Annotated in this window: 29 protein-coding genes; 15 read left to right on the plus strand and 14 right to left on the minus strand. The window is 64.9% G+C overall.

The window, feature by feature from the left end:
* The first annotated feature begins 17 nt into the window (after positions 1–17).
* Positions 18–875, plus strand: a complete 858-nt coding sequence (gene hisG, locus SM753_RS09590; RefSeq protein ID WP_323191418.1) for an ATP phosphoribosyltransferase — start codon at positions 18–20, stop codon at positions 873–875.
* A 39-nt stretch (positions 876–914) separates the two neighbouring features.
* On the opposite strand, the gene SM753_RS09595 is transcribed toward hisG, so the two are convergent.
* Both SM753_RS09595 and SM753_RS09600 read right to left on the minus strand, forming a co-directional pair.
* On the minus strand, positions 915–1,286 hold the full coding sequence (locus SM753_RS09595) for a hypothetical protein (RefSeq protein ID WP_138796488.1): 372 nt from the start codon (positions 1,284–1,286) through the stop codon (positions 915–917).
* Between the two features lie 39 nt (positions 1,287–1,325).
* Positions 1,326–1,886: a TATA-box-binding protein gene (locus SM753_RS09600; protein WP_135536715.1), complete on the minus strand. Its 561-nt coding sequence runs from the start codon at positions 1,884–1,886 to the stop codon at positions 1,326–1,328.
* Between the two features lie 259 nt (positions 1,887–2,145).
* Between SM753_RS09600 and SM753_RS09605 the strand changes: the two genes are divergently transcribed.
* Positions 2,146–3,198, plus strand: coding sequence for a THUMP domain-containing protein (locus SM753_RS09605; protein ID WP_323191419.1), 1,053 nt, complete (start codon positions 2,146–2,148; stop codon positions 3,196–3,198).
* Here the strand turns inward: SM753_RS09605 and SM753_RS09610 are convergent.
* On the minus strand, positions 3,190–3,597 hold the full coding sequence (locus SM753_RS09610; protein ID WP_323191420.1) for a hypothetical protein: 408 nt from the start codon (positions 3,595–3,597) through the stop codon (positions 3,190–3,192). The two genes, SM753_RS09605 and SM753_RS09610, sit on opposite strands and share 9 nt — an antisense overlap.
* A gap of 233 nt (positions 3,598–3,830) precedes the next feature.
* Positions 3,831–4,829, minus strand: a complete 999-nt coding sequence (locus tag SM753_RS09615) for an AAA family ATPase (RefSeq protein ID WP_138796491.1) — start codon at positions 4,827–4,829, stop codon at positions 3,831–3,833.
* A 125-nt stretch (positions 4,830–4,954) separates the two neighbouring features.
* Here SM753_RS09615 and rnz point away from each other — a divergent pair, with 125 nt between their 5' ends.
* The 4 genes from rnz to SM753_RS09635 all read left to right on the plus strand — a co-directional run bounded on the left by rnz (position 4,955) and on the right by SM753_RS09635 (position 10,204).
* Entirely contained in the window at positions 4,955–5,899 is a 945-nt protein-coding gene (rnz, locus tag SM753_RS09620) for a ribonuclease Z (RefSeq protein WP_323191421.1), read from the plus strand.
* Between the two features lie 61 nt (positions 5,900–5,960).
* The gene (locus SM753_RS09625; RefSeq protein ID WP_323191422.1) at positions 5,961–6,923 is read left to right on the plus strand and encodes a PhzF family phenazine biosynthesis protein; all 963 of its coding nucleotides are present in this window, start codon (positions 5,961–5,963) and stop codon (positions 6,921–6,923) included.
* A 54-nt stretch (positions 6,924–6,977) separates the two neighbouring features.
* Positions 6,978–8,957, plus strand: coding sequence for a DUF460 domain-containing protein (locus tag SM753_RS09630; RefSeq protein WP_323191423.1), 1,980 nt, complete (start codon positions 6,978–6,980; stop codon positions 8,955–8,957).
* A 260-nt stretch (positions 8,958–9,217) separates the two neighbouring features.
* Positions 9,218–10,204 (plus strand): tyrosine--tRNA ligase, encoded by a 987-nt coding sequence (locus tag SM753_RS09635; protein ID WP_135536703.1) that lies wholly within the window; start codon positions 9,218–9,220, stop codon positions 10,202–10,204.
* A 15-nt stretch (positions 10,205–10,219) separates the two neighbouring features.
* Here the strand turns inward: SM753_RS09635 and SM753_RS09640 are convergent, their stop codons facing one another.
* Positions 10,220–10,705 (minus strand): cupin domain-containing protein, encoded by a 486-nt coding sequence (locus SM753_RS09640; protein WP_323191424.1) that lies wholly within the window; start codon positions 10,703–10,705, stop codon positions 10,220–10,222.
* Positions 10,706–10,793: 88 nt separating this feature from the next.
* Entirely contained in the window at positions 10,794–10,982 is a 189-nt protein-coding gene (locus tag SM753_RS09645; protein WP_135536699.1) for a hypothetical protein, read from the minus strand.
* Positions 10,983–11,074: 92 nt separating this feature from the next.
* Between SM753_RS09645 and eif1A the strand changes: the two genes are divergently transcribed.
* Together eif1A and rio1 are read left to right on the plus strand one after the other, a co-directional pair.
* Positions 11,075–11,359 carry a translation initiation factor eIF-1A gene (gene eif1A, locus SM753_RS09650; RefSeq protein ID WP_135536696.1) on the plus strand — a complete coding sequence of 95 codons (285 nt, stop codon included), beginning with the start codon at positions 11,075–11,077 and terminating at the stop codon, positions 11,357–11,359.
* Between the two features lie 61 nt (positions 11,360–11,420).
* Positions 11,421–12,281: a serine/threonine-protein kinase Rio1 gene (gene rio1 / locus SM753_RS09655; RefSeq protein ID WP_323191425.1), complete on the plus strand. Its 861-nt coding sequence runs from the start codon at positions 11,421–11,423 to the stop codon at positions 12,279–12,281.
* A 157-nt stretch (positions 12,282–12,438) separates the two neighbouring features.
* Here rio1 and SM753_RS09660 read toward each other — a convergent pair whose 3' ends face one another.
* Positions 12,439–13,320: an alpha/beta hydrolase gene (locus tag SM753_RS09660; RefSeq protein ID WP_323191426.1), complete on the minus strand. Its 882-nt coding sequence runs from the start codon at positions 13,318–13,320 to the stop codon at positions 12,439–12,441.
* Between the two features lie 250 nt (positions 13,321–13,570).
* On the opposite strand from SM753_RS09660, the gene SM753_RS09665 reads away from it, so the two are divergent.
* The 6 genes from SM753_RS09665 (at position 13,571) to leuS (ending at position 22,060) form a co-directional block, all read left to right on the plus strand.
* A complete protein-coding gene (locus SM753_RS09665) occupies positions 13,571–14,689 on the plus strand; it encodes a tryptophan--tRNA ligase (RefSeq protein WP_323191427.1) in 1,119 nt (372 codons plus the stop codon).
* Positions 14,690–14,764: 75 nt separating this feature from the next.
* Positions 14,765–15,445: an MBL fold metallo-hydrolase gene (locus tag SM753_RS09670; RefSeq protein WP_323191428.1), complete on the plus strand. Its 681-nt coding sequence runs from the start codon at positions 14,765–14,767 to the stop codon at positions 15,443–15,445.
* Between the two features lie 83 nt (positions 15,446–15,528).
* Positions 15,529–16,077: a pre-rRNA-processing protein PNO1 gene (locus SM753_RS09675; protein WP_135536688.1), complete on the plus strand. Its 549-nt coding sequence runs from the start codon at positions 15,529–15,531 to the stop codon at positions 16,075–16,077.
* Positions 16,078–16,219: 142 nt separating this feature from the next.
* The gene (gene thsA, locus SM753_RS09680; RefSeq protein WP_138798584.1) at positions 16,220–17,908 is read left to right on the plus strand and encodes a thermosome subunit alpha; all 1,689 of its coding nucleotides are present in this window, start codon (positions 16,220–16,222) and stop codon (positions 17,906–17,908) included.
* 235 nt (positions 17,909–18,143) lie between these two features.
* Complete coding sequence (locus tag SM753_RS09685) at positions 18,144–19,130, plus strand: ornithine cyclodeaminase family protein (RefSeq protein ID WP_323191429.1); 987 nt, start codon at positions 18,144–18,146, stop codon at positions 19,128–19,130.
* A 266-nt stretch (positions 19,131–19,396) separates the two neighbouring features.
* Entirely contained in the window at positions 19,397–22,060 is a 2,664-nt protein-coding gene (leuS, locus tag SM753_RS09690) for a leucine--tRNA ligase (protein ID WP_323191430.1), read from the plus strand.
* A gap of 10 nt (positions 22,061–22,070) precedes the next feature.
* Here the strand turns inward: leuS and SM753_RS09695 are convergent, their stop codons facing one another.
* Both SM753_RS09695 and SM753_RS09700 read right to left on the minus strand, forming a co-directional pair.
* Entirely contained in the window at positions 22,071–22,259 is a 189-nt protein-coding gene (locus tag SM753_RS09695; protein ID WP_323191431.1) for a hypothetical protein, read from the minus strand.
* Positions 22,260–22,307: 48 nt separating this feature from the next.
* Positions 22,308–22,739, minus strand: a complete 432-nt coding sequence (locus SM753_RS09700) for an Hsp20/alpha crystallin family protein (RefSeq protein WP_323191432.1) — start codon at positions 22,737–22,739, stop codon at positions 22,308–22,310.
* A gap of 127 nt (positions 22,740–22,866) precedes the next feature.
* Between SM753_RS09700 and SM753_RS09705 the strand changes: the two genes are divergently transcribed.
* Positions 22,867–23,277, plus strand: a complete 411-nt coding sequence (locus tag SM753_RS09705) for a hypothetical protein (RefSeq protein WP_323191433.1) — start codon at positions 22,867–22,869, stop codon at positions 23,275–23,277.
* 185 nt (positions 23,278–23,462) lie between these two features.
* Here the strand turns inward: SM753_RS09705 and SM753_RS09710 are convergent, their stop codons facing one another.
* From SM753_RS09710 to SM753_RS09730, 5 genes are all read right to left on the minus strand, one after another.
* Positions 23,463–23,912 (minus strand): peroxiredoxin, encoded by a 450-nt coding sequence (locus SM753_RS09710; protein WP_138796502.1) that lies wholly within the window; start codon positions 23,910–23,912, stop codon positions 23,463–23,465.
* A gap of 71 nt (positions 23,913–23,983) precedes the next feature.
* Positions 23,984–24,835 (minus strand): prephenate dehydratase domain-containing protein, encoded by an 852-nt coding sequence (locus SM753_RS09715; RefSeq protein WP_323191434.1) that lies wholly within the window; start codon positions 24,833–24,835, stop codon positions 23,984–23,986.
* Between the two features lie 80 nt (positions 24,836–24,915).
* Entirely contained in the window at positions 24,916–25,686 is a 771-nt protein-coding gene (locus SM753_RS09720) for a heptaprenylglyceryl phosphate synthase (protein WP_323191435.1), read from the minus strand.
* 92 nt (positions 25,687–25,778) lie between these two features.
* On the minus strand, positions 25,779–26,027 hold the full coding sequence (locus SM753_RS09725; protein WP_369335340.1) for a 3-methyl-2-oxobutanoate hydroxymethyltransferase: 249 nt from the start codon (positions 26,025–26,027) through the stop codon (positions 25,779–25,781).
* A gap of 125 nt (positions 26,028–26,152) precedes the next feature.
* Positions 26,153–26,896 carry a hypothetical protein gene (locus SM753_RS09730; RefSeq protein ID WP_323191436.1) on the minus strand — a complete coding sequence of 248 codons (744 nt, stop codon included), beginning with the start codon at positions 26,894–26,896 and terminating at the stop codon, positions 26,153–26,155.
* Between the last annotated feature and the right edge of the window lie 77 nt (positions 26,897–26,973).

Consider the following 26,973-nt stretch of genomic DNA (forward strand, 5'->3'; position numbering starts at 1 on the left):
ACCTCGTTGACCCGACCATGCGCATCGCCGTGCCGAACAAGGGTCGTCTCCACGAACCCACTATCGAGTTGCTCGAACGCGCCGGTCTCCACGTCGTCGACGGCGCGGACCGAAAACTGTACGCCGATACGGTCGACCCGGACGTGACGCTACTGTTCGCCCGGGCCGCGGACATCCCGGAGTACGTCAGCGACGGCGCGGCCGACGTGGGCATCACGGGCCTCGACCAGGTTCGCGAGGCAGAGCCCGGAAACGTGATCGAACTCCTCGACTTGGAGTTCGGCCGCTGTCGCCTCGTCCTCGCCGCGCCGCGCGACGGGACGATCGAGTCCGTCGACGACCTGGAGGGCGGCACCGTCGCGACTGAGTTCCCCAACGTCGCCCGGACGTACTTCGAGACGACGGGCGTTTCGCCGGACATCGTCGAGGTTACCGGTGCGACGGAACTCACTCCGCACGTCGATATGGCCGACGCCATTATCGACATCACATCGACGGGGACGACGCTCAAGGTGAACAACCTCGCCATCATCGACGAAGTGCTTTCCAGTTCCGTCCACCTGATCGCGCGCGACGACGTGCTTGACGACCCGAAAGTCGAGCAGACGGAGACCGCGTTCCAGTCCGTTCTCTCCGCAGACGGCAAGCGCTATCTGATGATGAACGCCCCGCAGGACCGCCTCGACGAGGTGCGCGACGTGATCCCGGGCCTCGGCGGCCCGACCGTGATGGACATCGCGGACGAAAACGGCGGCGAGAAGGTCGCTGTCCACGCCGTCGTCGACGAGAGCGACGTGTTCGAGACGATCACGGAAGTGAAAGAACAGGGCGCGAGTGGCATTCTCGTGACGGAGATCGAGCGGCTGGTCGAATAGCTCCGCCGAGCCGGACGGTATCGGTCCGCCCGTACAGCGTCACGTCGGTGCCGTCCCGAGCAAGCCGACCAGGTTCACGAGCGTGATTCCGGCGATCACGGTCACCGTGTAGTGGATGACGGCGACCAGTCCTGCGAGCCGGTAGTTCAGCCGATACGCGCTCCGAATGGCGAGGTAATCACCGAACATCGTAACGCCGATCGTGATCGCCGGACCGTACTGCTGGAGCAGCACGGAAGCGGCGGCGGGGACCGGTCCGACGAGCAGGGCCCGCCGCGCCGATACCTCCCCGAGAACGTACCGCGCGGCGATATGCGCGGTCACTGAATAGCCGAGTGCGAATATCAGAAAGGTCCCGACGTATGCCACCAGCGTTCCGCCGGCCGGATCCAACTGTGCGACGAATGCCATGTCGACCGATCGGAGTCCGACAGGTAGTGCGTACCGATCTTACTCCAGCAGACCGAGGTCCTCGAGTCGAGAGACGATCTTGTCGACCGCGTGTTCGGCGTCTTCTGGCTTTTTCCCGCCGGTGATGACGAGCTTCCCGCTGCCGAACAGGAGCGCGACGACCTCAGGCTCGTCGAGGCGGTAGACGAGACCCGGGAACTGCTCGGGCTCGTACTCGATGTTTTCGAGACCGAGACCGATCGCAATAGCGTTGAGGTTGAGATTACGACCGAGGTCCGCGCTCGTGACGATGTTCTGGACGACGATCTCGGGGTCTTCGTTGACGTTGATCTCCAGTTCGCGGAGCTTGTCGAAGACGATACGGAGACTCTCGTGGACGTCGTCAGTCGACTTCGCGCCAGTACAGACGATCTTGCCGGACCGGAAGATGAGAGCGGCGGATTTGGGGTCCTGCGTACGGTAGACGAGACCGGGGAACTGCTCGGGGTCGTAGTCGGCCCCTTCCAGGTCCATCGCGACGCTCTGCAGATCCAGTTCCTGCCCGATACCCGTCGAGGCTACCACGTTTTCGATATTAATGGTTTCCTTGGGATCAGTCATGAGTCGACTTAAAAGACGTATTTAAGGTTTATAAAGGTTGGTGCCGTCCGCAGACAGGTCGTCCACGAGACACACCGAATGGGCCGTTTATACCGAGCCAATCGACCAAATACGCTACACTGTCGGCCGTACGTCAGTGACGAGATCCGACACCCTGGTGTATCGACAGTCGTCAGAGGTCCCCGTCCGACAGTGTGAAACAGTATGCTCGCCAGTATCAGCCGACAGTATCATTGTCGGGCCACCCGGACCCTCTGTCGTGTACGTCCTCGAACTCGGCGGTGAAGACGACGCGTTCGCGGCCCGCGAGGCTGCGAGCGCCGCCGCTGACGTCTCGATCGTCGGACCTGGTCTCGCCACCGCGACGGCGATCAACCGCGACCGCGTCCGGACGCTCGCCTACACGCACCGAGCGAGTGAGATGATCGGCCGCGCGGACGCGACGGTCGACGGTGCTCGCGCTCTGCTCTCGGCGTCGACGCTCGACCGCCAGGGGACCGTCGCCGTCCGCGCACGAGACGTTCGCGGGAGCGCCGATATCGATACGCAGGCCGTCGAACGCGAACTCGGCGACGTGCTCGTCGACCGGGGGTTCACGATAGACCTCGACGACCCCGACCACGAAATCCGTGCGGTGTTCGCCCGCGGCGAACCGTCGGGTGATGTCGACGCCGACCCCGCAGATACATCGATTCTGGGCTGGCTCGCCGCCGAGAGCCGGCGGGATTACGGCGAACGCAAACCGACCGACCGCGCCTTCTTTCAGCCCGGGAGCATGGACCCGCTGCTCGCCAGAGCACTCGTAAACATCGCTGGCGCGGCACCCGGCCGGACGATCCTCGACCCGATGTGCGGAACTGGCGGCGTCCTCGTCGAAGCGGGCCTCGTCGGCGCGCGCGTTCTCGGTAGCGACGCGCAGGCGCGGATGGTTCGAGGGTCCCGCGACAACCTGGCTCAGTTTCTCGGCACTGACGGCGATTACGGAGTCGTCCGAGGCGACGCCACTCGGTTACCGTTTGCCGGTGACGCCACTAACAGCGACGAAGATGCCTCATCAAACTCACGGAGTTGGCCCGTAGACGGCGTGGTCTTCGACGCGCCCTACGGCCGCCAGTCGAAGATCGCCGCTCACGACCTGGACGACCTGGTCGCCGGCGCGCTGGCGGAGGCGCGCCGGCTCGCGCCCCGGACGGTGATGGTCGCTGATCGTTCGTGGGCCGGTACCGCCCGCGAGGTGGGCTGGGAGATCGAATCGTCGTTCGAGCGCCGCGTCCACCGATCGCTGACGCGGCACGTGCTGGTGTTAGAGTAGGCGGTCGCACAACCACTCTCGGCCGGCGACGACGGCACCGACGAGGAGTCCGGTGAGCCAGGCCCCGAGGACGACGGTCCTGTCGGCCGTCAGTTGGTTCGACCCGGTGGCACCGAGCAGAAGGAGCGTGACGAACCAACTCGTCAGCGAAAATGACCAGATCTGGCCGTACGAGACGGGGATACGGTCCGTCGAGGCGAGGACGCCAACGACGAACCCGGGTGCAAACACCAACACACCTGCTATCCAGGGAGGCTGTCCGGCATCGAGAAGATGGGACCCGATGACTCCCATCGGCAGGGAGAGCAGGAGCGTCGCCCCGACGACGACCCCGGCCCGCTCCAGTCGCGCGGGAAGCGAGGCGTCCTCTGAGCTCTCGGTGACGGCGTTTTCAGTCATGCTCCCTCCCGGGGAGAACGATCGACGGGGTCTGACGGACTCTCGACATGGTTCGGCTTGGCGGATGCTTCTGATAAGTGTATCCCCCATGAAACTAACAGGCGACACCGCATGTCACGGGACGAGTCGTCGCACAACCGCCTCGTCCGCCCCGTGTCGTCTGGTCAGGTCACGAGGGGTCTGGCCGCGGTTCGGTACAAAAAGGTGTAGACGCGGATCGATCGTCGAACCGCTTACCGGCCTATCTCCGCGAGCAAGTGCGAGACGTGCAGTCTGTCGTTCGTCCCCTCCGCGAGGTCCATATCTATCTCGCCAGCGATGCGGTGGAGTTCGGCGAGATGTTCGCCGCCGTAGCGCGAGCGCGCGATCCGGAGGATGTCGTCTAGGACCTCCTCGCCGCTGAACCCCTCGTCGACGAGCAGGTCGTCGAGCGTACTCCGGGCGTCGGTGAACTCCCCGGCCTCGGCGTCGTCTAACATCTCTTTCACCTGGGTGTCCGCGCCGACGTCGCCGAGCGTTTCGTAGGCGGCGTTCATCGTGACCTCGCCTTCGGCTTCGCTGGTGGTCTGGGCGGCGAGGATCGCCCTCCGGAGGTCGCCGCCGGCGTAGCCGGCGACGTACTCCAGTCCGTCGTCGTCGTGGTCGACGCCCTCCGTCTCGACGATGTTTTCGAGGACGGCGACGACCTCGTCGTCGGTCGGTGCGCGCATCGGGACCGGGAAACAGCGCGAGCGGATCGGCGGGATGAGCTTGGTCGGCTGACGGGTCGTGATGACGAACTGGGTCATCTGGTGGTGGCGCTCCATCACGCGGCGAAGCGCCTGCTGGAAGTCAACGCGGATCCCCTCGGCGTTGTCGAGTACGACCGTCTTGTACGTCCCCGAGACGGGTGCGTAGCTCGCTGATTCCTTGAGGACGTGGTTTATCATGTCCCGTTTGGCCATGCTGCTGCGCCCGTTGAGGAAGGAGGCAAACCGCGGGTCGTTTTTGATCTCCTTTTTCGTCCGGTCGAAGAAGTCCGCGACGTTTATCTCGACGAGGTCGTTGTCCGGGTCGTCGTGAGCTGCGCGGGCCAGCGCTCGCACGGCGGCGGTCTTGCCGCTCCCTTTCGGGCCGTGGACGACGAGGTTCAGCGGTTCGTCGACGGCCTTCTGGAGGTACTCCCGAACGTCGTCCTGCGGCAGGTCCGCGAGATCTGGGGCGTAGGTGTCGGTCCACAGCGGCGCGTCCATCACCCACTGGTAGTTCCGTCAGGGGTAAGAATCGGTCGGTTCCGGCGGCCGCGGTTGCGGGCGGAGGAGCGACTCCGGTCACCGTTTCGAAGCGGGTTTAGGCGAGGGCGGCCGACGATACGTCAATGTCGATTCGCGTCACCTTCCTCGGGACCAGTGGGGCCGTGCCGACGACCGAGCGAAACCCCAGTAGCCTGATGGTCAACCGCGAGGGTGACGGCCTGCTGTTCGACGTGGGAGAGGGGACTCAGCGCCAGATGATGCGGTTCGGAACCGGCTTTTCGATCTCGCACATCTTCATCACGCATCTCCACGGCGACCACGTTCTCGGCCTTCCGGGACTGATCCAGACGATGGACTTCAACGACCGGGAGGAACCGCTTGCGATCCACGCGCCGCGAGGGACGCGATCCGAGGTCGAGGACCTGCTGTACGCCGCCAACACGCGGCCCTCGTTCGGGGTTCGCGTCAACGAGGTCGACGACGGCGACGTGGCGCTGACACAGTCCGACTACGAGGTGCGCGTCTTCGAGGCCGACCACCGCACCAAGGCTATCGGCTACGCCATCGTCGAAGACGACCGCAAGGGCCGGTTCGACCGCGAGAAGGCGGAGGAGTTGGGCGTCCCAGTCGGCCCGGAGTTCGGCCGTCTTCACGAGGGAGAACCCGTCGAACTGGAGGACGGAACTGTCGTCCGCCCCGAACAGGTCGTCGGGGATCCGCGGCCCGGCCGACGCGTCGTCTACACCGGCGATACCCGGCCGATGGCGGCGACAGTCGAGGTGGCCGAGGACGCTGACCTGCTCGTACACGACGCAACGTTCGCTGACGACTTCGCCGAACGCGCCGGTCAGACCGGCCACTCGACGGCGCGCCAGGCCGCGGAGATCGCAGCGCGGGCGAACGCGAAGCGCCTCGCCATGACGCACATCTCCTCGCGCTACGCGGGCGACGTTTCCGACCACGAACGACAGGCGCGGGAGACGTTCGACGGCGAGGCGTTCGTTCCCGACGACGGACAGACCGTCGAAGTGCCGTACCCGGACACTGAGACGACCGACGGTATGTGAGACGACCGCACACCCTGGAAAACGTTTTTTCGTCAGTGGTCGAACTGCCAGTGAACCCCGTATGTCTCACCGATTCCATATCTGTGACGTGTTCGCTACGGAGCGCTACGCCGGTAACCAGTTGGCCGTCGTCGAGGAGGCGGCCGATCTCTCTACCGACGAGATGCAGGCTGTCGCGAACGAGATGAACTACTCCGAGACGACGTTCGTCACGGGTTGCGACGCCGACGGTTGGGATGTCCGCATCTTCACGCCGAACGACGAGGTGCCGTTCGCCGGTCACCCGACACTCGGCACCGCGGCGGTGATCCGCGACCACCTCGCCGACCGCCGACCCGACGAGGTGACCCTGCACCTGCAGGTCGGTGACGTTCCCGTACGCGTCGACGGGGAGACGTACTGGATGTCCCAGCGCGCACCCGAATTCGGGCGGGCTTTCGACCGCGAGACGGCGGCGGATGCGCTCGGTCTCGCTCCCGCCGACCTCCGCGGGGATCTGCCCGTCGAGTGGGTGTCGACCGGCCTCCCGACGGTTGTCGTCCCCCTGCGCGACCGGGACGCGCTTGAACGGATCGACGTCGATCCGGCGGGATACGAGGCGCTTACCGGCGATCACGACGGGAAGAACGTGCTGGCGTTCTGCGCTCACCCCCGCGACGACGGCCACGACTACGCCGACAGGGTGTTTGCCCCGTACTACGACGTTCCGGAGGACCCGGCGACCGGCAGTTCCAACGGCTGTCTCGCGGCGTATCTCGCCCGACACGGCGACGGCGAGGTCGACGCTATCGTCGAACAGGGCTACGAGATGGGCCGCCCGTCGCTGCTTCGCCTCCGGGCGACCGACGAAGCGGCGACGGCGAGGAGTGCCATGGACGAGACGACGGAGACGAGAGAGGGTGTCGACCAGGCGGAGAGCGGGGCCGACGAGGGATCTTCGGACGCCACTTCCGGCCCCGACGACCGAGTGGCCGTCGATGTCGGTGGGCGCGTCGTTCCGGTCGCTGAGGGGACGCTCTACTGAGGTCTTCCGACTTCCGCCCGGTCTTTTATATCTGTGACTCCCTTACGCCGTCCTGTGAGTACCCGCACGAGTGCCCTCGACACGGTAGTCTTCGGCGTCGACGTGCAAAGCGGCGACGTCCGCGGCGACGCTCCCTCTTACGCGCTCGTCGTCTTCGACGGCGAGGACATCGACCGCGATGTCGTCACGTACCGGAAGCTCAGACGCCTGATCGAGGACGAGCGCCCGGACATCATCGCGACCGACAACATGTACGAACTCGCGGAGGACAAGGACGCGCTCGTGCATTTCCTCGGCGAACTCCCGGACGAGACGCGCCTCGTTCAGGTCACGGGCGCGGAACAGCCGGAACCACTCTCTCGGGTCGCCGGCAGGCACGGCGTTCCCTACGGAAAGGATCCGATGCAGGAGGCGGAAGCCTCGGCCCGCCTCGCTGCCCGCAACGTCGGGCAGGAGGTGTCCGCATTCACGGACACGACCGAGGTGAAGGTCTCTCGCGGCCGCTCGACCGGCAAGGGCGGGTGGAGCGAGGACCGCTTCACCCGTCGGATCCACGGGGCGGTCCGTACTCGGGCCCGCGAGGTTGAGTCAGCCCTCGACGACGCCGGTCTGGAGTACGAGAAAGATGCAACCGAGAAGTACGGCGGCTACTCCAACGCCGTCTTCCGCGTGACGGCCCGTCCGCAAGACATCCCAGTCTCCCGCCGGCGGAACGGCGACACCCGGACCGAGATCGAGCGCGTCCGGCGCGACGGTATCGAGTTCCGGCCGCTCGCCAAGCGACGGGACCACGTTCTCGTCGGCATCGACCCCGGGACGACGACCGCCGTCGCCATCGTCGACCTGGACGGTGGCGTCCTCGACGTCCTCTCGACGCGGACCGCAGACACCGCCGCCGTCATCGAGTGGATAGTCGAGCGCGGCCGACCGCTGCTCGTCGCCGCGGACGTGACGCCGATGCCCGAGACCGTCGAGAAGATCCGTCGCAGTTTCGACGCCGCGGCGTGGTCGCCGATGTCGGACCTCCCCGTCGACGAGAAACAGCACCGGACCCGCGATATCGGCTACGACAACGACCACGAACGGGACGCGATGGCCGCCGCGCTGTTCGCGTTCGACGACCACGAGGACCAGTTCGAGCGCATCGCCCGGAAAGTGCCGCCGCGGATGAACCGCGGCGAGATCACCGCCCGCGTCATCGCAGGCGACGAGTCAGTCGAGTCGGTTATCGACGACCTCACCGAAACCCCCGAGGAGGAGGAAGAGACCACCGAGCACACCCCCCGCGAACTCACTGCCGAGGAAAAGCGCATCCGAGACCTCGAACGGCAGGTCGAGCGCCTGCAAGCGCACGTCGAGGACCTGAACGACACCGTCGCGGAGAAAGACGACCGCATCGACGAACTGGAGAGCGACCTCGACGCGGCCCGCAGCGAGGAGCGCCGCGAGGTCCGCAAGGACCGCGAGGTGACCCGCCTCGAACGCGAGACCGAGCGCCTCGAACGCGAATTAGCGGAAGAACGCGAGCGCAACGAGGAACTCCAGGGGAAACTCGACCGCCTCAAGGAACTGTGGAAACTCGACCACTCGAACTTCAGCGACGTGGCGGCCGAGAAGAAGGGCCTCGTTCCGGTCAAACCGGTAGAGAAGTTCACCAGAGGCGCGCTAGAGGCGGCAAACGAGTCGTACGGCCTCGCGGAGGACGACGTGATCTACCTTCGGGACGCAAGCGGCGCGGGCCGCAGCACCGCCGAAAAACTCGTCGACGTGAACCCACGCGTCGTCCTCAAAAACGGCGGCGCGATCTCCGATATCGCCGACGAGATCCTCTTCGAGAACGGGATCCCGGTCGGCCCCGCGGACGACGTGGCCATGCAGGAGGTCGACGAACTCGCGGTCGCCCGCGAGAGCGAGGTCGAGGCCGTCATCGACGACTGGGAGGACCGCGCGGAGGAACGGCGCAAGGAACGCAAGGCCGAGGAACTCGACCGGCTAATCAGCGAACACCGGGCGGACCGCGGCGAGTCCGACTAACGCGACCTTTTTTCTCGTCGGGTCGCCGAAGGCGACCACTCCTCCAAAAAATGGCCGATCAAAAAGCCGCTTGCTCACTCGCTACGCTGGTTCGCTCGCGGACCGTTCTCTTGTCGCGCCTGCCTGCCCTCCCCCGAGTCGCACGGTTCGTCGCGTCCGCTCCTCACCGCGCTCGCCGGCCGTAACTCGGAATGATCGGATCCGACGCCCGTTCGCCGAACACCGTAGCGTTGAAACCCTCGCTCGTCCACCCTCTCGGTATGGATACGTACGACCTGATCACCCGGAACGCGGCCGAGGTGGTCACCGAGGACGAGGTGGAGGAGATGGCCGAGAGCCCCGAGGTGAAGCGGGCGTACGTCGGCTACGAACCCTCCGGCGTCCTCCACATCGGTCACATGTTAACCGCGAACAAACTCATCGACCTGCAGGAGGCCGGTTTCGACGTGACCGTCCTGCTCGCGGACGTCCATGCCTACCTCAACGACAAGGGGACGTTCGAGGAGATCCGCGATACGGCCGAGCGGATGCAACAGCAGTTCATCGCGTACGGCCTCGACGAGGACAAGACCGACTTCGTCTACGGTTCCACGTACCAGATGGACGAGGAGTACGAACTCGATCTGCACGCCATGCAGGTGGAGACGACGCTGAACCGCGCCCAGCGCGCGATGGCCGAGATCCAGAGCGGCGAGACGGCGAAGGTGAGCCACGTCGTCTACCCGCTGATGCAGGCGTTGGACATCGAATATCTCGATGTCGACCTCGCAGTGGGCGGGATAGACCAGCGGAAGGTCCACATGCTCGCCCGCGAGAACCTGCCGGAACTGGGCTACGACTCGCCGACCAGTCTGCACACGCCCATCCTCGCCGACCTGACGACGGGCGAGGGGAAGATGTCGAGCAGCGAGGGCGTCACCATCTCCATGGAGGACTCAGCCGACGACTTAGCGGAGAAGGTCAACTCGGCGTACTGTCCGCCGACGCGCGATCCGGAACCGGACGACGACGGCAACGAGCGGGAGAACCCGGTCCTTCAGATATTCGAGTACCACGTGTTCCCGCGGTTCGAGGAAGTCGTCGTCGAGCGCCCCGACCAGTACGGCGGCAACCTCGAGTACGGAGACTACGCAGCGCTCGCGGACGACCTGGAGAGCGGCGAACTCCACCCTGCGGACGCGAAGTCGGCGCTTGCCGACTACCTCGACCGCCTGATCGAACCGGGCCGCAAGCAACTGCAGTCCTGACCGGCGGGCGCTCTGTTACTTCACGGGTAACTCCCCGTTGCACTCGGGACAGACCAGCGGTTCGCCGTCGGTTCCCGGAATCTGCATGTTGTCGTGTCCGCAGTCGGGGCAGGCGACGTTGCCGACGCCCGGGATTCGGGCGATGCGAACGTCCTCGGTTTCCCGCGGCGCGCCGAGCGCGAACGCCACCAGATCCTCGTCGCCCTCGTTCCCGCCGGTCTGGAACTCGCCGGTGGCGAACCGGACCGCCTCGTCCTCGCTGACGGTGACCTCGCCCTCTCTCGTTCGGAACGTCGCCTCTCCTTCGACGACGAGGAATATCTCCTCCTGATCCATGTGCGCGTGGAGCGCGCCGCTGAACCGCTCGCCGGGTTCGAGGACGTAGCGCGCGACGGCCACGTCGCCGGCGTTCAGCGGCTCGGTGAGGCCGCGACGGTCGTGCGTCCGGTTCTCCGGATCGAACGTGCTCGGTTCCACGTCGTCGATCGAGACTTTCTCCATGGTCGCGGCTTCGACGGGCGGGATCAAAAACGTTCGCGGCGACGGGGGGTGTAAAAATAAGGGGGTGCGAAGCGGTTCTCCCGCAGTGTTACATCATCCCGCCCATGCCGAACGACGAGAGCAGGTTGCTGACGAGTGCTTTCACCGTGAGGACGAAGCCGAGCAGCATGAGCGCCAGTCCGGCGGCGATGATCTGACTCTCCCACGCGACGAGCGCTAACCCCGCAAGCACGACGACGATACCGACTATGCCGACAGCGCCGAGTTTCTTTATCATGGGTTCGAAGACGTGAGTCTACACTTAAAGGCCGGCGATGTATCGCGGCCGTCTCCCGCGCATTTAAAGGTCTGCCGTACCTTATCTCGCGTATGAGCGACAACCAGGGGCGCAAAGACCTTCGCATGCCTGACGAGGACGAGGTGTTCGCCACAGTGACGAACATGCTCGGCGCGAACCGAGTCAAAGTCCGCTGTGCGGACGGGACGGAACGGACGGCCCGTATCCCGGGCAAAATGCAAAAGCGGATCTGGATCCGCGAAGACGACGTCGTGCTGGTCGAACCGTGGGACTGGCAGGACGAGAAGGCGGACATCACCTGGCGCTACGAGAAACAGGAAGCTGACCAGCTCCGCGAAGAAGGACACATTCAGTAGCTCTTCTCATGGCGACGCCGTATCCCGACGACCGACTAGCGGGTGATCCGCCGGTGCGACGATGAACGACGAGTACGCACTGGTCGACCAGGAGAACGCAGACGGCCCCGGCGACGAGTGGGAAGAACTCGACGTTTCCGACACCGAGGCGGACGAAATCGCCCGTCAGCGCGACCGCGAGTTCGACGAGTTTCGCAAGAAGATCAAAAACAGCGAGCGATTCAAGGTCGAAGCGTCGGTGTTCGACGACGCCACGTTCGCCGCCCTCTACAAACTCGTTCAAGACGGATACGTCGACGCACTGGGCGGCCCCGTCTCGACCGGCAAGGAGGCAAACGTCTACTCCGCGCTCGGTAGCGGCGGCGAAGTTGCGATCAAGGTGTACCGAATCAACGCCAGCGACTTCAAAGACATGCGGGAGTATCTCGTCGGCGACCCCCGCATCGAGGAACTCGGCGGCGACAAGAAACGGACCGTCCTCGCGTGGACGAAAAAGGAGTTCGCGAACCTCAAACGCGCCCAGAAGGCGGGCGTCCGCGTCCCGAACCCCATCGCCGTCCAGCGCAACGCCCTCGTCATGGAGTTTCTGGGCCACGACGGCGAACGCGCGAAGCGTCTCGCGGAGGTCGACGTCGAGAACCCCCAGACGGCATACGAGGTCGTCCGGGAGTACATCCGCCGCCTCTACGACGCCGGCCTCGTCCACGGCGACCTCTCGGAGTACAACGTCATCGTCTACGACGACCATCTCGTCGTCATCGACGTCGGGCAGGCGGTGACGATCCACCACCCCAACGCCGTCGATTTCCTCGAACGCGACTGCGAGAACGTCGCGAACTTCTTCTCGCGGCAAGGACTCCCGGTGTCCGGCGAGGACCTGCTCGCGTACGTGCAGGAACACTCCGAGCCTCGCGAAAACTGATCGAGTCTCCCGAAAACCGATACCGTCGAACGGACCGTCGTGACGAGATTCGACTCGGTGTCGACAGTCTTGGCCTCCGTCCGACGGTACAGTAAACGCCGACCCCATGTAGACCGTCGCCGATCCTATGTAGACCGTCGCCGAGCCCTCTCACCGATCAGTCGGAAAACCATTCGACTGCCGACTCCCGACTTTCGACCAGCGCCGACAGGTGGTCGTCGTTCGGGAGCCGAGTCAGTTTGGCGTCCGGAAGCCGTTCGGCGAGATGTGCCGCCGCCGCTGGCGGGGCGTTCGTATCTGCCTCGCCGTGCCAGAGACGGACCGGAGCGGCGACAGCGTCGATGTCGAACCCCCAGTCGCGGACGAACAGCCGACTCTCGCTAGCAGCGGCCGCGCTCCCCTGGCGATACGCCTCGCGGAGGTTGGCTTCGACGAGTGGACCGAACGGTCGCTCGGTTCGTTCCTCGAAGTTGGCGAGCGGCCGGTCGCTGAACTGCCCGACCAGCGACTCGGCGTCGGACCGCTCGACGGCGAACGCCTGTAGCCGGAACAGCGCGCCAGTCAGTAGCGACGACCGGCGAGCGACCGCGTCCAGCGTCTTGCTCGTCAGTCCCGCACCGTCGTTCGGTGCGGACGGCGGACCGACGGTGCTTACCAGCGCGACGCGGTCGACGCGCTCGGGGTGACGAGCGGCGACCGCGAGTGCGTGTGGACCGCCGCCGGAAAAGCCGAGGACGCCGAACTCGTCGACGCCGAGGCCGTCAGCGAGCGCAACGGCGTCGTCCGCCCAACCGCCGAGACTCCGGTTCGCTACCGGGTCGGACTGTCCGGTTCCGGGCCTGTCGGGGGCGATCAGCCGTACCCCGTTCGACTCCGCGATGTCGTCGAACGCGGCACCGAGGAGCCGGGACCCGGGCGTCCCGTGGTGGTATATCACCGGCACCCCGTCCGGGGAACCGTATTCGTCGTACGCGACCGTCCGCCCGTCCGGCAGATCGACTGTCCCGTCGGGGTCGTTCGCGTCCACGCTCGTCGTCATGCAGAGATGTCTCTGCTTTGACTACAATTGGATTTCGTTCGGGCGGCGTCCAAAACAGTGATGTACGGAACAGTACGTACTCCCGCTCGATGAGGTCCGCTCCCGTTCGCTGCTGGCGCTGGCCGACCCCGGGAGCGGACAGTGTCGGCAGTTCGGTCGGCGCGGCGTAACCCGTCGCCCGGGCGGTCGACGCTCACTCGCTTTCTCTCGCGCACCGCTTTCGACCAGCCGCGACTCCGACCACGACTCTATGCCAGACGACACAGACTACGACAAGTTACTCGACGAGTTCGGCGCGGACGCACTGACAGACGACCAGATCGAACGGTTTCCGGACCCGCCCCACCCACTCGTCCGCCGCGGCGTCTACTACGCCGAACGGGACCTCGATCCGTTCCTCGCGGCGGCCGAACGGGGTGACACCCACTCGATAGTGACGGGCATCGGCCCTTCCGGACCGCTCCACCTCGGACACGTGGTCCCGCTGTACTTCGCGAAACACGTTCAGGACCGGACGGGCGCGCACGTGTACGTCCCCGTCTCGGACGACGAGAAGTACTTCACGCGGGACCTCACGTTCGACGCGGTCCGCGAGCATCTCCGGGAGAACCTGCGCGACCTGCTCGCCGTCGGGTTCGACCCTGACCGGACGCGGATCGTGATCGACACGGCCGACGCCGACGCGCTGTACCCGCACGCGGCCTCGTTCGCGGGCGACATCACCCAGGCCACCGTCGACGCGACGTACGGCACCCCGGAGAACGTGGGGCAGTCGTTCTACCCGGCGATGCAGACTGCGCACCTGCTGTTACCCCAACTCGTCCACGGCGAACACCCCACGCTCGTTCCCATCGCCGTCGACCAGGACCCCCACGTCCGGGTGTGTCGCGACGTCGCCGCGAAAGCGAAGTACAAGGTCCGCAAACCCGGCGCTCTACTCTCGAAGTACCTGCCCGGACTGGGCGGACCGGGGAAGATGAGCAGTTCCGACGACGCGCCGTCGATACGGCTCACCGACGACCGCGAGACGGTCGAGCGGAAGATCAAGAAACACGCTTACTCGGGCGGACGGGAGAGCCTCGACGAACACCGAGAACGCGGGGGCGATCCGGACGTGGACGTTGCCTACCAGTACCTCTACTCCTTTTTCGAGGACGACGACGCCGAGGTGGTGCGCCTCGCCCGCGAGTACCGCTCCGGGGAGTTGCTCTCCGGGGAGATGAAGGCGCGCACCATCGACCGCATCGCGGATTTCCTCGACGCGCATCAGCGCCGCCGCGAGGTGCTGGGTGACCTCCCCGAGGAACTCGAACTGTACCGGCTGACAGAGGACGAGCGCGAGCGGTTGCGCGCGGACCCGCTGGGGTAGGCGTCGACCCCACACGAGGTATCGCGGTTCCCCGGCCGGGGAAACGATAATACGGCCCGCGTTCAACCGTCAGTAATGACAGTACAGTTACCGGACGGTCTCTGGCAGCTCGATTGCCAGACCCGGGATAAACCGAACGCGTACGTCGTCGATGACGGGGAGATCACGCTCGTCGATGCCGGATGGCCCGGCGACGAAGTGACCGTGAGAGACGGCCTCAGTGACGCCGGCTTCGAACCGTCGGACATCGACCGAGTCCTGTTGACTCATTACGATGCTGACCACGTGGGCACGCTCTCGAAACTGACGCCCGCTCTGGACGCACCAGTGTACGTCCACCGATTGGAGGTATCTTACGTCGCCGGTGACCGGCTTCCACCGTGGACTGCCCGCTGCGGACTCGAAGCCCTTCACCGACTGTACTACCGACGCCTCACGCTCCCCGATCTCCCTATCCGTGCCGTCGAGGACGGCGATACGATCGGCGGCTTTCGGGCGTATCACGCGCCGGGACACACACCTGGTCACGTAGTCTACGTTCACGAAGAACTCTCCGCCTCGTTTTTGGGTGATCTCGCATACGGACTCGGAGACAGTCTCCGCCCCTCCGGCCGGATCACGAGCTACGACCATAAACAGGTCGAGGAAAGTATTCAGTCACTCTCCGATCGGACCGGGAGCTTCGAATACGCCTGTCCCGGACACGGTCCCCCGCTTCGGGATGGTCACCACCGGCTGTCGAGTCTGGTCGAGTAACCCCGCAGGCGAACGTACACCGGTCCCGTTTCGGACTGCCCCCTTGCCGAACCCTTAAAACGGCACATCGCCTACACCCTCTCATGCAGCACGTGAAGATACCGCAGGACCGCATCGGCGTGCTCATCGGCGAGGGCGGTGAGACGATGCGAGAGATCGAGAACCGCGCCGAAGTACGCCTCGACATCGATTCGGAGAACGGCTCAGTGAGTATCGACAAGACGGGCGACCCGATCAGCGGACTGAAAGGGCCGGACATCGTCAGAGCCATCGGTCGCGGCTTCAAGCCGGAGGAAGCGCTGACGCTGCTGGACGACGAGATGATGATGTTCGACCTGATAGACATCAACTCCGCAGCCCGAAACAAGACCGACCTGAAGCGAAAGAAGGGGCGGCTCATCGGCGAGAACGGCCGGACCCGAGAGCTGATGGAGGAACTCACCGGCGCGTCCGTCGTCATCTACGGGTCGACGCTGGGCGCTATCGGCACTCCCCAACAGGTCGAAATCGTCCGCGAGGCCGCGGAGATGATCTTAGAGGGCGCTCCCCACGGTTCCGTTTATTCCTTCCTCGAGCGCAAGCACAACGAACTCAAGCGCCAGGGTATGGAGTACCACCAGTTCACCGGATAGGCCGATCTCGGACATATAAACCCCGTCCTTGACACGGCGTGGCATGACGAACCGTGGCGGTCCCTTTGGTGGTTCTGTGCCCTCTTTCCGGTACTTTTATATAGAATCACATTCAACCTAAAGCTTGTATATGGCGCAGCAGATGGGCAATCAGCCGCTTATTGTACTTTCCGAGGACAGCCAGCGAACCTCCGGAAAGGACGCACAGTCGATGAACATCACCGCCGGGCAGGCGGTTTCCGAGTCCGTTCGGACCACACTCGGTCCGAAAGGCATGGACAAGATGCTCGTGGACTCCACGGGCGATGTCGTCGTCACGAACGACGGCGTCACCATCCTGAAAGAGATGGATATCGAGCACCCGGCGGCCAACATGATCGTCGAAGTCGCCGAGACCCAGGAGAACGAGGTCGGCGACGGCACCACGAGCGCCGTCGTCGTCTCCGGTGAACTCCTGAGTCAGGCGGAGGAACTCCTCGACCAGGACATCCACGCGACGACCCTGGCTCAGGGGTACCGCCAGGCCGCCGAGGAAGCGAAGAACATCCTCGAAGACATCGCCATCGATGTCGACGAGGACGACACCGACATTCTCACCCAGATCGCCTCCACGGCGATGACGGGCAAGGGTGCCGAGAACGCCCGCGAACTGCTCGCCGAACTCGTCGTCGACGCCGTCCGCTCGGTCGCCGACGACGACGACATCGACACGGACAACATCAAGGTCGAGAAGGTCGTCGGCGGTTCCATCGAGAACTCGGAACTCGTCGAGGGCGTCATTGTCGACAAGGAACGCGTCCACGAGAACATGCCCTACTTCGTCGAGGACGCGGACGTTGCGGTGCTCGACGACGCTCTCGAAGTCAAGGAAGCGGAGATCGACACCGAGGTCAACGTCACCGACCCCGACCAGCTTCAGCAGTTCCTCGACCAGGAAGAGGAACAGCTCAAGGAGATGGTCGACCAGCTCGTCGACGTCGGAGCCGACGTCGTCTTCGCAGAGGACGGCATCGACGACATGGCCCAGCACTACCTGGCCCAGGAAGGCATTCTCGCGGTCCGTCGCGTGAAATCCAGCGACGCTGAGAAGCTCGCGCGCGCCACGGGCGCTCGCTCCGTCGCCAACCTCGACGACATCGAGGCCGACGACCTCGGCTTCGCCGGCAGCGTCGCCCAGAAGGACGTCGGCGGCGACCAGCGCATCTTCGTCGAGGACGTCGACGAGGCCAAGTCCGTCAGCCTCATCCTCCGCGGCGGCACCGAACACGTCGTCGACGAGGTCGAGCGCGCCATCGAGGACTCGCTCGGCGTCGTCCGCGTCACGCTCGAAGACGGGAAGGTTCTGCCCGGCGGCGGCGCACCCGAGACTGAACTCGCTCTGAAACTTCGCCAGTTCGCCGACAGCGTCGGCGGCCGCGAACAGCTCGCAGTCGAAGCGTTCGCAGACGCGCTGGAGATCAACCCGCGCACCCTCGCCGAGAACGCTGGTCTCGACCCCATCGACTCCCTCGTCGACCTGCGCAGCCAGCACGACGGCGGCAACACCGCCGCCGGTCTGGACGCCTACTCGGGCGACATCATCGACATGGAATCGGAGGGCGTCGTCGAGCCGCTCCGAGTCAAAACGCAGGCCATCGAGTCCGCCACCGAGGCGGCCGTGATGATCCTCCGCATCGACGACGTCATCGCGGCGGGCGACCTCTCCGGCGGTCAGGTCGACCCCGACGACGGCGGTGACGGCGGCGCAGGCGGCCCCGGCGGCGCGCCCGGCGGTATGGGCGGCGGCATGGGCGGCATGGGCGGTATGGGTGGCATGGGCGGCGCGATGTGAAGTCGGGCAACGACTGATTTCACGGACGCCGTCGACCCCCCGGTACCCACGTCCGTCCGCGACCGCTCGGACGAATCACCGTACGGGAACGTGTGTTCTCGACTAACGCGTCGCGTTCGCCCGGCGGCGGTACGGTAGCCGGGCGACACGGTTCTCTTCGGATATTTTCGCTTTCGTTAGCCGATCTGTAGCCGTTCCGATTCACCTAAGTGAGCTACTGCAATATTTGCTATATATGGACACGCTGCTGCTGAACAGCGATGCGGTCGACGAAAACGCGCGAATGGACGCTATAATTCGCTCCGTCGAAGAGGCGTTCGGAGCGTACCAGCGCGGTGACGTACAGATGCCGGCGAAGTCCTACATCGAACTCGAACGATACAACGGTGACTTCCGGTCGATGCCGGCGTACATGGACGCCGGCGACTGGGACGCTGCCGGGATCAAGTGGGTGAACGTCCACCCTGACAACCCGGCGGACCACGGCCTGCCGACCGTGATGGGGACGATGATCTACTCGGACCCCGAGACGGCCTACCCGCTTTCGGTGATGGACGGGACGACGCTGACGATGAAACGGACGGGCGCGGCCGCCGCGGTGGCGACCGACCACCTCGCCGTCGAGGACGCGACCACCCTCGGGATCGTCGGCGCGGGCGTCCAGTCCTACACGCAACTGACGGCTATCGCGGAGGTCCGTCCCATCGAGACGGTCGTCGTCGCCGACAAGGACTCCGACCGGATCGACGCCTTCCGCGACGAGTTCGGCGACCGCTTTACCGTCCGGGAAGGCTCTATCTCCGACGCCGCCGCCTGCGACGTGCTCTCGACGGTGACGCCCGTCCGAGACCCGATCGTCTCGCTCTCTGACCTGGGCAAACACACCCACGTCAACGCGATGGGCGCCGACGCAGAGGGCAAACACGAACTCAGCGACGAGATCCTCCTGTCGTCGAAACTCGTCATCGACGACCACGAACAGTGTACGCACTCCGGCGAGATCAACGTCCCCTGGCACGATGGGACCCTCGGCGACGACGACCTCTACGGCGAGATCGGCGAGATCGTCGTCGGCGAGAAGGAGGGTCGCACCGCGGAGGACGGGGTAACAGTGTTCGACTCGACGGGCCTGGCTATCCAGGACGTCGCCGCCGCCCGCGTCGTCTACGAGGAGGCCAAAGACGGCGACGAGGGCACGCCGTTCGACCTCGTGCAGGCGTAGGCGTCGGCATCGAATCACGCCCCGCCCGCGGACGGTTTTGCAGTTGCGTAGTAGTGCCGGAGGCTGCCGACCGACAGGCCCCGGACGAGACCAGTACGCGCAAGCAGCAGTACGAGCAGTGTCGGTGCGCCGGAACGGGGTTTGATTTTCTTCGTCCGAACTCGCGTCGACCCGTCAGCGTCGGCTTCCGACGGCGTCCTCTATCCCGGCGCTGCTGTCGGATAGAAAGGTATAGGGAGTCGACCCGCCGAAACACGTACAAGCGAATGAGCGACGAGAGTTACGACCACGCGGCGATAGAGACACGCTGGCAGGAGGCGTGGGACGACGCGGCGGTGTACCGGACGCCGGACGACGTCGAAGACCCGACGTACGTCCTCGGCATGTACCCGTACCCCTCCGGGAAGCTTCACATGGGCCACGTCCGGAACTACACGATCACCGACGCGTACGCCCGCTACCGTCGGATGCAGGGCGACGACGTGTTGCATCCGATGGGGTGGGACGCGTTCGGCCTGCCGGCCGAAAACGCCGCCAAGGAGCGGGACACGAACCCCCGCGACTGGACGTTCGACTGCATCGACACGATGAAAGGGCAGATGAAGTCGATGGGGTTCGGCTACGACTGGGAGCGGGAGATAGCCACCTGCACGCCCGACTACTACAAGTGGAACCAGTGGTTTTTCACCCGGTTCTACGAGGAAGGACTCGTCGAGCGACGCGACGCCGACGTCAACTGGTGCCCGTCTTGTGAAACTGTCCTCGCGGACGAGCAGGTCGAAGGCGAGGAGGAACTCTGCTGGCGGTGCGACAACCCTGTCGAGCAGCGCGAACTGGACCAGTGGTTCCTGCAGATCACGGACTACTCGGACGAACTTGTCGACTACATCGACGAACTGGAGGGCTGGCCCGACTCCGTCCGGCAGATGCAGCGCAACTGGATCGGCCGCCAGTACGGGACCCGCCTGCCGTTCGACGTCACCGGACCTGACGGCCACGACCACGGCACCGTCGAGGCCTTTACCACCCGCGCCGACACCGTCTACGGGGCGACGTTTTTCGCGCTCGCGCCGGACCATCCCATCACCGAGGAACTGGTCGCGGAAGACGACGACGTCCACGAGTTCGTCCACCACGAGGCAGACCCCGACGGCGACGAACCGAACGGCGTCGAGACGGACCTCACCGCCACGAACCCCGTAACGGGCGAGGAGATCCCGGTCTACGTCGCCGACTTCGTCCTCTCTGACGTGGGGACCGGCGCGCTGATGGGCGTCCCCGGTCACGACGACCGCGACCACGAGTTCGCCTCGAAGATGGGCGTCGACATCGTGCCCGTCGTCGCGCCCGATCCGGGCGAGGACGACGGGCCCGAAGCGCCCGACGTCTCCGAGTCGGCGTTCACCGACGACGGCGTCCTCGTCAACTCCGGGGAGTACTCCGGTCTGGACAGCGAGAGCGCCCGCGAGGCGATCACTGCGGACACCGCGGGAGCCGAGGAGGCGACCCAGTACCGCCTGCGCGACTGGGGCATCTCCCGGCAGCGCTACTGGGGCACGCCGATCCCCGTTATCCACTGCGACGACTGCGGCCCTGTGATGGTGCCCGAGGAGGATCTGCCGGTGGAGTTACCGGAGTTCATCAACACGACCGGTAACCCGCTCGACGAGGCTGAGGAGTGGAAACAGACGACCTGTCCCGACTGCGGCGCGGACGCGGTCCGCGAGACGGATACGATGGACACCTTCGTGGACTCCTCGTGGTACTTCCTGCGGTACGTCTCCCCGGACCTGTCGGACGCGCCGTTCGACCCCGCACGGACCAACGACTGGATGCCGGTCGACCAGTACGTCGGCGGCATCGAACACGCCGTGATGCATCTGCTTTACTCTCGCTTCTTCACGAAGGCGCTCGCCGACTACGAGGGATTAGAGCACCGCGAGCCGTTCACCAACCTGCTGGCGCAGGGGATGGTTCAGTTAGAGGGAGAGGCGATGTCGAAGTCGAAAGGGAACACGGTCTCGCCCCAGCGCATCGTCGAGGAGTACGGTGCCGACACCGCTCGCCTGTTCATGATGCAGGCGGCCCAGCCCGAACGCGACTTCGACTGGACCGAGGAGGGCGTCCGCTCGACGTACCGGTTCCTCGGCCGACTGAAAGACCTGGTGCAGTCGTTTGACCCCGACGCCGGCGGGTCGGGAGACGACCCGATAACCGACTACGTCGCCGACGAGATAGACGCCTCCGTCGCCGTCGCGACCGAGGAGTACGACGACCTGACGTTCAACGTCGCGCTCCGTGAGGCGCAGGAACTGGTCGGAACGCTGCGACAGTACCGCGACTACGCCGACCCTCACCCCGAGACGTTCGAGCGCGGACTGGCTGTCGCCGTCCGATTGCTGGCCCCGGTGACGCCGCATCTGGCCGAGGAACTGTACGACGAACTCGGCGGCGACGGGTTCGTCGCCGAGGCCGAGTGGCCGAGCGCTGACGTCGACCGAGAGACGGCCGAAAAGCGCCGGCAACTGGTGGAAAACACCCGCGAAGATGTCCGTCAGATCGTCGAGGTCGCGGGCATCGAAAACCCCGAGCGCATCGACATCGTCGTCACGCCCGAGTGGAAGTTCGACGCACTCGGCATCGCGGTCGAGAGCGACGCCGACAACCTCATCTCCGAACTGATGGGCGAGTCCCACATCCGCGAGCAGGGCGACGCGGCGGCCTCTTACGGGCAGGACCTGCAGGCGGAGCGCGAGGCGCTGTCGATGACGCTCGCTCCCGAGGACGAGTACGAGTCTCTCGTGGCCGCGGCGTGGCTCGTCGAGCGCGAGTTCGACGCCTCGGCCCGCGTCGTCCGCGCCGACGAGGCGGACGACGACGTCGCGAACACGGCCGAACCGGGCCGTCCCGCCATCGACATCGTGGAGTAACTCTCCCGCGTCACCGATATCTGATCGCCCAGGTGGTGGCCGTCCCGGCGAGAAATGCCGCGACGCCGGAGAGAACGGCCGTCACCGCGCGCGAAACCGGGTCCAGCGAAGCGCTGAACCAAGCGAACACGGTTAGTATCACTGCGACCGCCAGGATCGATGCCCACTCCGTATCGGAGAACTGAGTGACACCCGACATACGTTCAGACTGACCTCTCCCGTACTAAATACTGGGCGTTCGAACCCGTCACTCGATATCGATCTGGCGTCCCTCGGTCGACCCCTCCCGCTTGGGGAGAATCACCGTCAGAACGCCGTTGGCGTACGACGCCGAGACGGCGTCCTCGTCCACTTCCCCGGGCAGCGTTAGCGTTCGGCTGACCGACTTCTGGCGTCGCTCGCGGCGGTGGTACTGCATCCCGTCGCTTTCGCTCTCCTGTTCGTGCTCTCGTGCCGTGCTCGCCTCCAGTTTGAGGCGGTCACCCGCGACGGTGAGGTCTATCTCGTCGGTGCCGTACCCTGGCAGATCCGCGGTCACGACGAATTCCTCGTCGTCCTCCGCTACGTCGACCGCGATACCCTGTAACTCCGCCCCTGCGCCGCGGAGCAGTCCTTCCTCGGCCTGCCGACTCATCCGGTCTAGCATCTCCTGAACGTCGTCGAATGGATTGTGTTGCATGGTCCCCCTCGTGATTCAGTAGCACGCTATCGGGCTTAAAGTTCGTCCCTGCGACGCCGCCCGGGAGATATTTTCCCGCTCTGAAGCCGAGAGAATGCTTTATTACGATCTGGGCGGTACTGTACGTATGAAACGCCGGTGGCTCACCGTACTCGGCTGTCTCATCGTCGCTGGCTGGACCGCCGTGTTTCTGGCGTTCGGATCGTTCCAGTCCCCCGACCCGCTGTTTCTGGTCGGCACAGTGCCGTTTCTGCTCGCGGGCGTCCTGTTCGTCCTCGCAGGAACGACCGAGAGCCTCGGCGGCATCGAGTGGTATCAGCTCTCCGGCCTCGGCGACGTACTGATAGGACTATCCATGTCCGCCCAGTTCCTGTGGACCGCGACGCGGAGCGGTAGCGTTCCCGGGGACGTGCTCGTCGTCGACGCGATCATGGCGGTCGGCGGTCTCTCGCTCGTGTTCATCGGGATCGACTGGATACGCGGCGGCAAGCACTTCGACCTCTCGACGTACGAGTCCGGGCCGATATTCGACGGGTAATACTGACGGACGGAAGTCAGTGAAGAATCTCGCGGGGACGTTCCCGCGAAATATCTGAAACAGTTACGTCCGACAGTATAAGCGCCGTCGGTGCCGGCCGGTCCATAAGAACTACTGTAACTGTGTACCGCTACGACCGCACGCACTCGTGCGGTCGATACCGAAATGACTTACAGCAGTCCCTATCAGAGCGCCGCGAGACCGTCGTCCAGCAGGTCGCGGAGCACCTCGCGAGCGTGACCGTCCGGGGCCACGTCCTCGTAGACCGCGTACACCTCGCCGTCCGCGAGGACGAACGTCGTTCGGTCGGTCACGCCGCCGGTCCGGTCGACGTCGAACGCGTCGGCGACGTCGCCGTCGGGGTCCGCTAATAGGTCGAAATCGAGCCCCTCGGCCTCGCAGAACGCGCGGTGGTCGTCGACGGTGTCAGTGGAGACGCCGTACACCGTGATTCCGGCGTCGCGATAGCTCTCCAGTTCGGCCTGGAACTGCCGGGCTTCGGTCGTACAGCCGGGTGTGGCGTCTTTCGGATAGAAGTAAAGCACCGTCGGAGCGTCGCCGTCGATGCGGACCGTTCCGTCGTCCTGGTTGCGGGCGGCGATCTCGGGCGCGTCGTCGCCGGGCGCGAGTGTCATACGCCGTCTTCGGCCCGGAGTGGAAAAGGCCCTCCGCACGAGCGTCAGCGGTGGGTCTCCGTCCGACAGTATCAGTAGAGGACGTGTTCGCTGTCGTAGGAGCCGAGGCGGCGGACCCAGCCGTTCTCGGCGATGTCTTCGATGACTTCCAGAGCGTCCTGCGTGCGGTCCTCGTACAGACCGGCGGCGATGTCGATGTGGAAGACGTAGTCCCCGAGACGCTCGCCGCTGGGTCGGGATTCGGCGCGCGTGAGGTTGATGTCCCGCTCCGCGAACGGTTCGAGCAGTTCGAGCAGGAGACCGGGGTAGTTCGCGTTGGGGTAGACGATGATCGACGTTTTGCCGCCGGCCGGCGAGCGGTCGCCCACCGGCGCGAGGACGAAAAACCGCGTGGCGTTAGAGGTGCGGTCCTGGATGTCTTCGGCGAGGACCTGCAGTTCGCCCGCTGCGTCGTCAGACCGCGACTGACTGCTCGCGGAACTCGGTCCCGCGGCGTTTTCCGGGTGGCCGATAGCGGCGACAGCGGCGTCCTCGCGAGCGCGCTGGACGCCGCGAGCGGTGCTGGCGACGGCCTCTAGCTTCGCTGACGGGTACTCCGCTTCCAGATAGTCCCGACACTGTGCCAGCGCCTGCGAGTGGCTGGCGACGACGGAGAACTCCGTTTCCTGGGCGAGGAGTGCGTGTCGGATCGGCGTGACTATCTCCTTGACGACGGCGATGTCGTGGGCGGCGAGCGCGTCTAACGTCTCCGTGACGCTGCCCTCGATGCTGTTCTCGATGGGGACGATACCGCGGGGATACGTCCCGTCCGCCACCGCCTCGACGATTCCGGCGACCGACTCGCGGAACTCCACCGCGTCGGCGACGGCGCTGGCCGCGCGGTGCGAGTAGGTCCCCTCGGGTCCGAGCGTAACTGCCTTCATCGCTCGGTGTATCGCCCGTCACCGTCAAAAGGACTCTGATGTGACCGGGACGCCGGTTCACGCCAGAGGCTGGTCTTGTCTCACGAGCGCGAGGGTATCGTCTCCAGGAACCGCTCGGGGTCCTCGTGGAAGCAGTCTCCGACCACGATGGCGTCGGCACCGGCGTCTATGATCTCGTCCGCTCGCTGTTTCCTGTCGATACCACCGCCGTAGAGAAACACCGTGTCGTCGAGATACGTCGCCGCCGCCTCCACGTCGGCGGGACCGCCGTAGGTTCCGGAGTATTCGAGATAGAAGACGGGAAACCCGTAGAAGGATTCGGTCGCCAGCGCGGCCCCCGCTACCTGCTCACTCGAATAGGCCGCGTCGACGCCCGACACTTCCGCTGCCGTCGATTCCAGGTTCTGGATCACGTACCCCTCACCGATTATCTTGTTGGCCATCCGCGAGACGACGTCGAGACCTTTCGACGCGATCAGGTCCCCGAGAACGGGCAGACCGGTCCCGAAGATCTCGTCCGGTTCGCTTCCGACCTCCGTGAAGAGGTCGACGTGCTTTTCGACGAAATGTTCCTTGTCGCCGTTGTACACCGCAGGTATCGCGACGAAGTCCGCTTCCTCGACCGTGTCCGTGGAGACGTGACTCGAACTGTACGGCTCTTGCAACACCGGTTTCTCCGGGAACCGCCGCTTGATCGCCCGGATCGTATCGAGCGTGTTCTCCGCAGTGACGCCGTCCGACCCTCCGACTAACACCGCGTCCGTGCGATCGAGGACGTCGATATCGGCCGGCAGTTCCTTTGCCGGGTCCGCTTTCGTGACGTGAGTGATATCGCTCCAGTTCAGGTTCATATACGTCGAGACAGACAAAAGCAGTAAATAGCTGTTTTTCTTCCAGCGATCGGCATCGCTGGAGAGGCCTGTGACGGCCCGTCCCGACCGAATCACTCGGATTCGCCGACCGGGTCGTACACGTTCTCCATCGCGGGGAACTCCCGGTTTTCGACCTCGTACCACAGATGGTTGTGTCCCGCCGAGTCCCCGACGAGGATCATGTCGACGCCGCCCGCGTCGACCTGTCGCGCGATGGGCGCGTCGTACGCCGTCAACATTGTCAGCGGTTGGCCGCTCTCGTACTTCTCACGGACGTCCCGTATCGAAACCCGCGACAGATAGTAGTCACTGAAAGCCACTGCACACCTGATCGCACGGCGGCGATGCGATCAGCGTGAGGACCGTTTCAGTGACTACTATCGTTCGACCAGACGGACGAACGCACCGTAACTCTGTAGTTGGGGCAATAGCAGTCTGATCTCCCCTACTCGCCGCATCCGCCCGCCGAGATCGTGACCGTTTCGGAGAGAGAGAGCGCGATCCGCTCGGGGTCGTCACGGGGGCCCGAAAGCGCCGTCCAGTTCTCGACCGTCCCGTCGTAGAACTCGCCGTACAGCGCGGCGTCCTCGTTGAACGCTGGCGCGATCGTGACGGAGAAGCCGTCGCCGAGTCCGGAGTACGCGCCCCCGTCGGTACGTCTCTCGTCCCACGTCCAGTCGATCCGGTGAGTTTCGCCCTCAGTGGTCCAGTTGTCGTAGTTGTTTGTGTCGTTGTACTGGTCGTCTTGGACAGTCCACTCCCCGCTATCCGACAGACCGGTGATGGTGAACGTAGCCGCGCCGCCGGTAGACGTGGTGTTGTTCGCCCCGTGGATACTCACCAGACTGAGAGTTCCGTCGGGGTCTTCGTACAGGAACAGCGTACTCGAATTCGGCTCCTGAAGGTCGTTCGTTCCGTCCGATCTGTACGAGGCGTTGGTATCGTTCCCCGTCGTATCGGGACTTCCGTAGTCGTAGAACTCCGCCACCGATCCGTTACCGGATATCGGCGTAACCGTGTAACACTCACCGCCCTGCTCGACGGAGTACGGTTCGTCCTCCTGTGCCGCGACGGTCCCGACCGTCATCGACAGCGCGGCAGCAATAACCACGAGTACGGTGATGACCCGCGTCGCCGTCTGCCGATCCGCGTTTTCGAACGATCCGTTCAGTAGAGCCCTTATTTGCATGCAGTCCCGCTTGCCCGACGGTCCCTATTGTAATGATTGGAGTAGCGGGTCCGTGACGAAGCAAAACCGTCCCTATT

Origin of the sequence: Halostella sp. PRR32 (genome assembly GCF_034808085.1) — an archaeon.
Lineage (GTDB): Archaea > Halobacteriota > Halobacteria > Halobacteriales > Natronoarchaeaceae > Halostella > Halostella pelagica.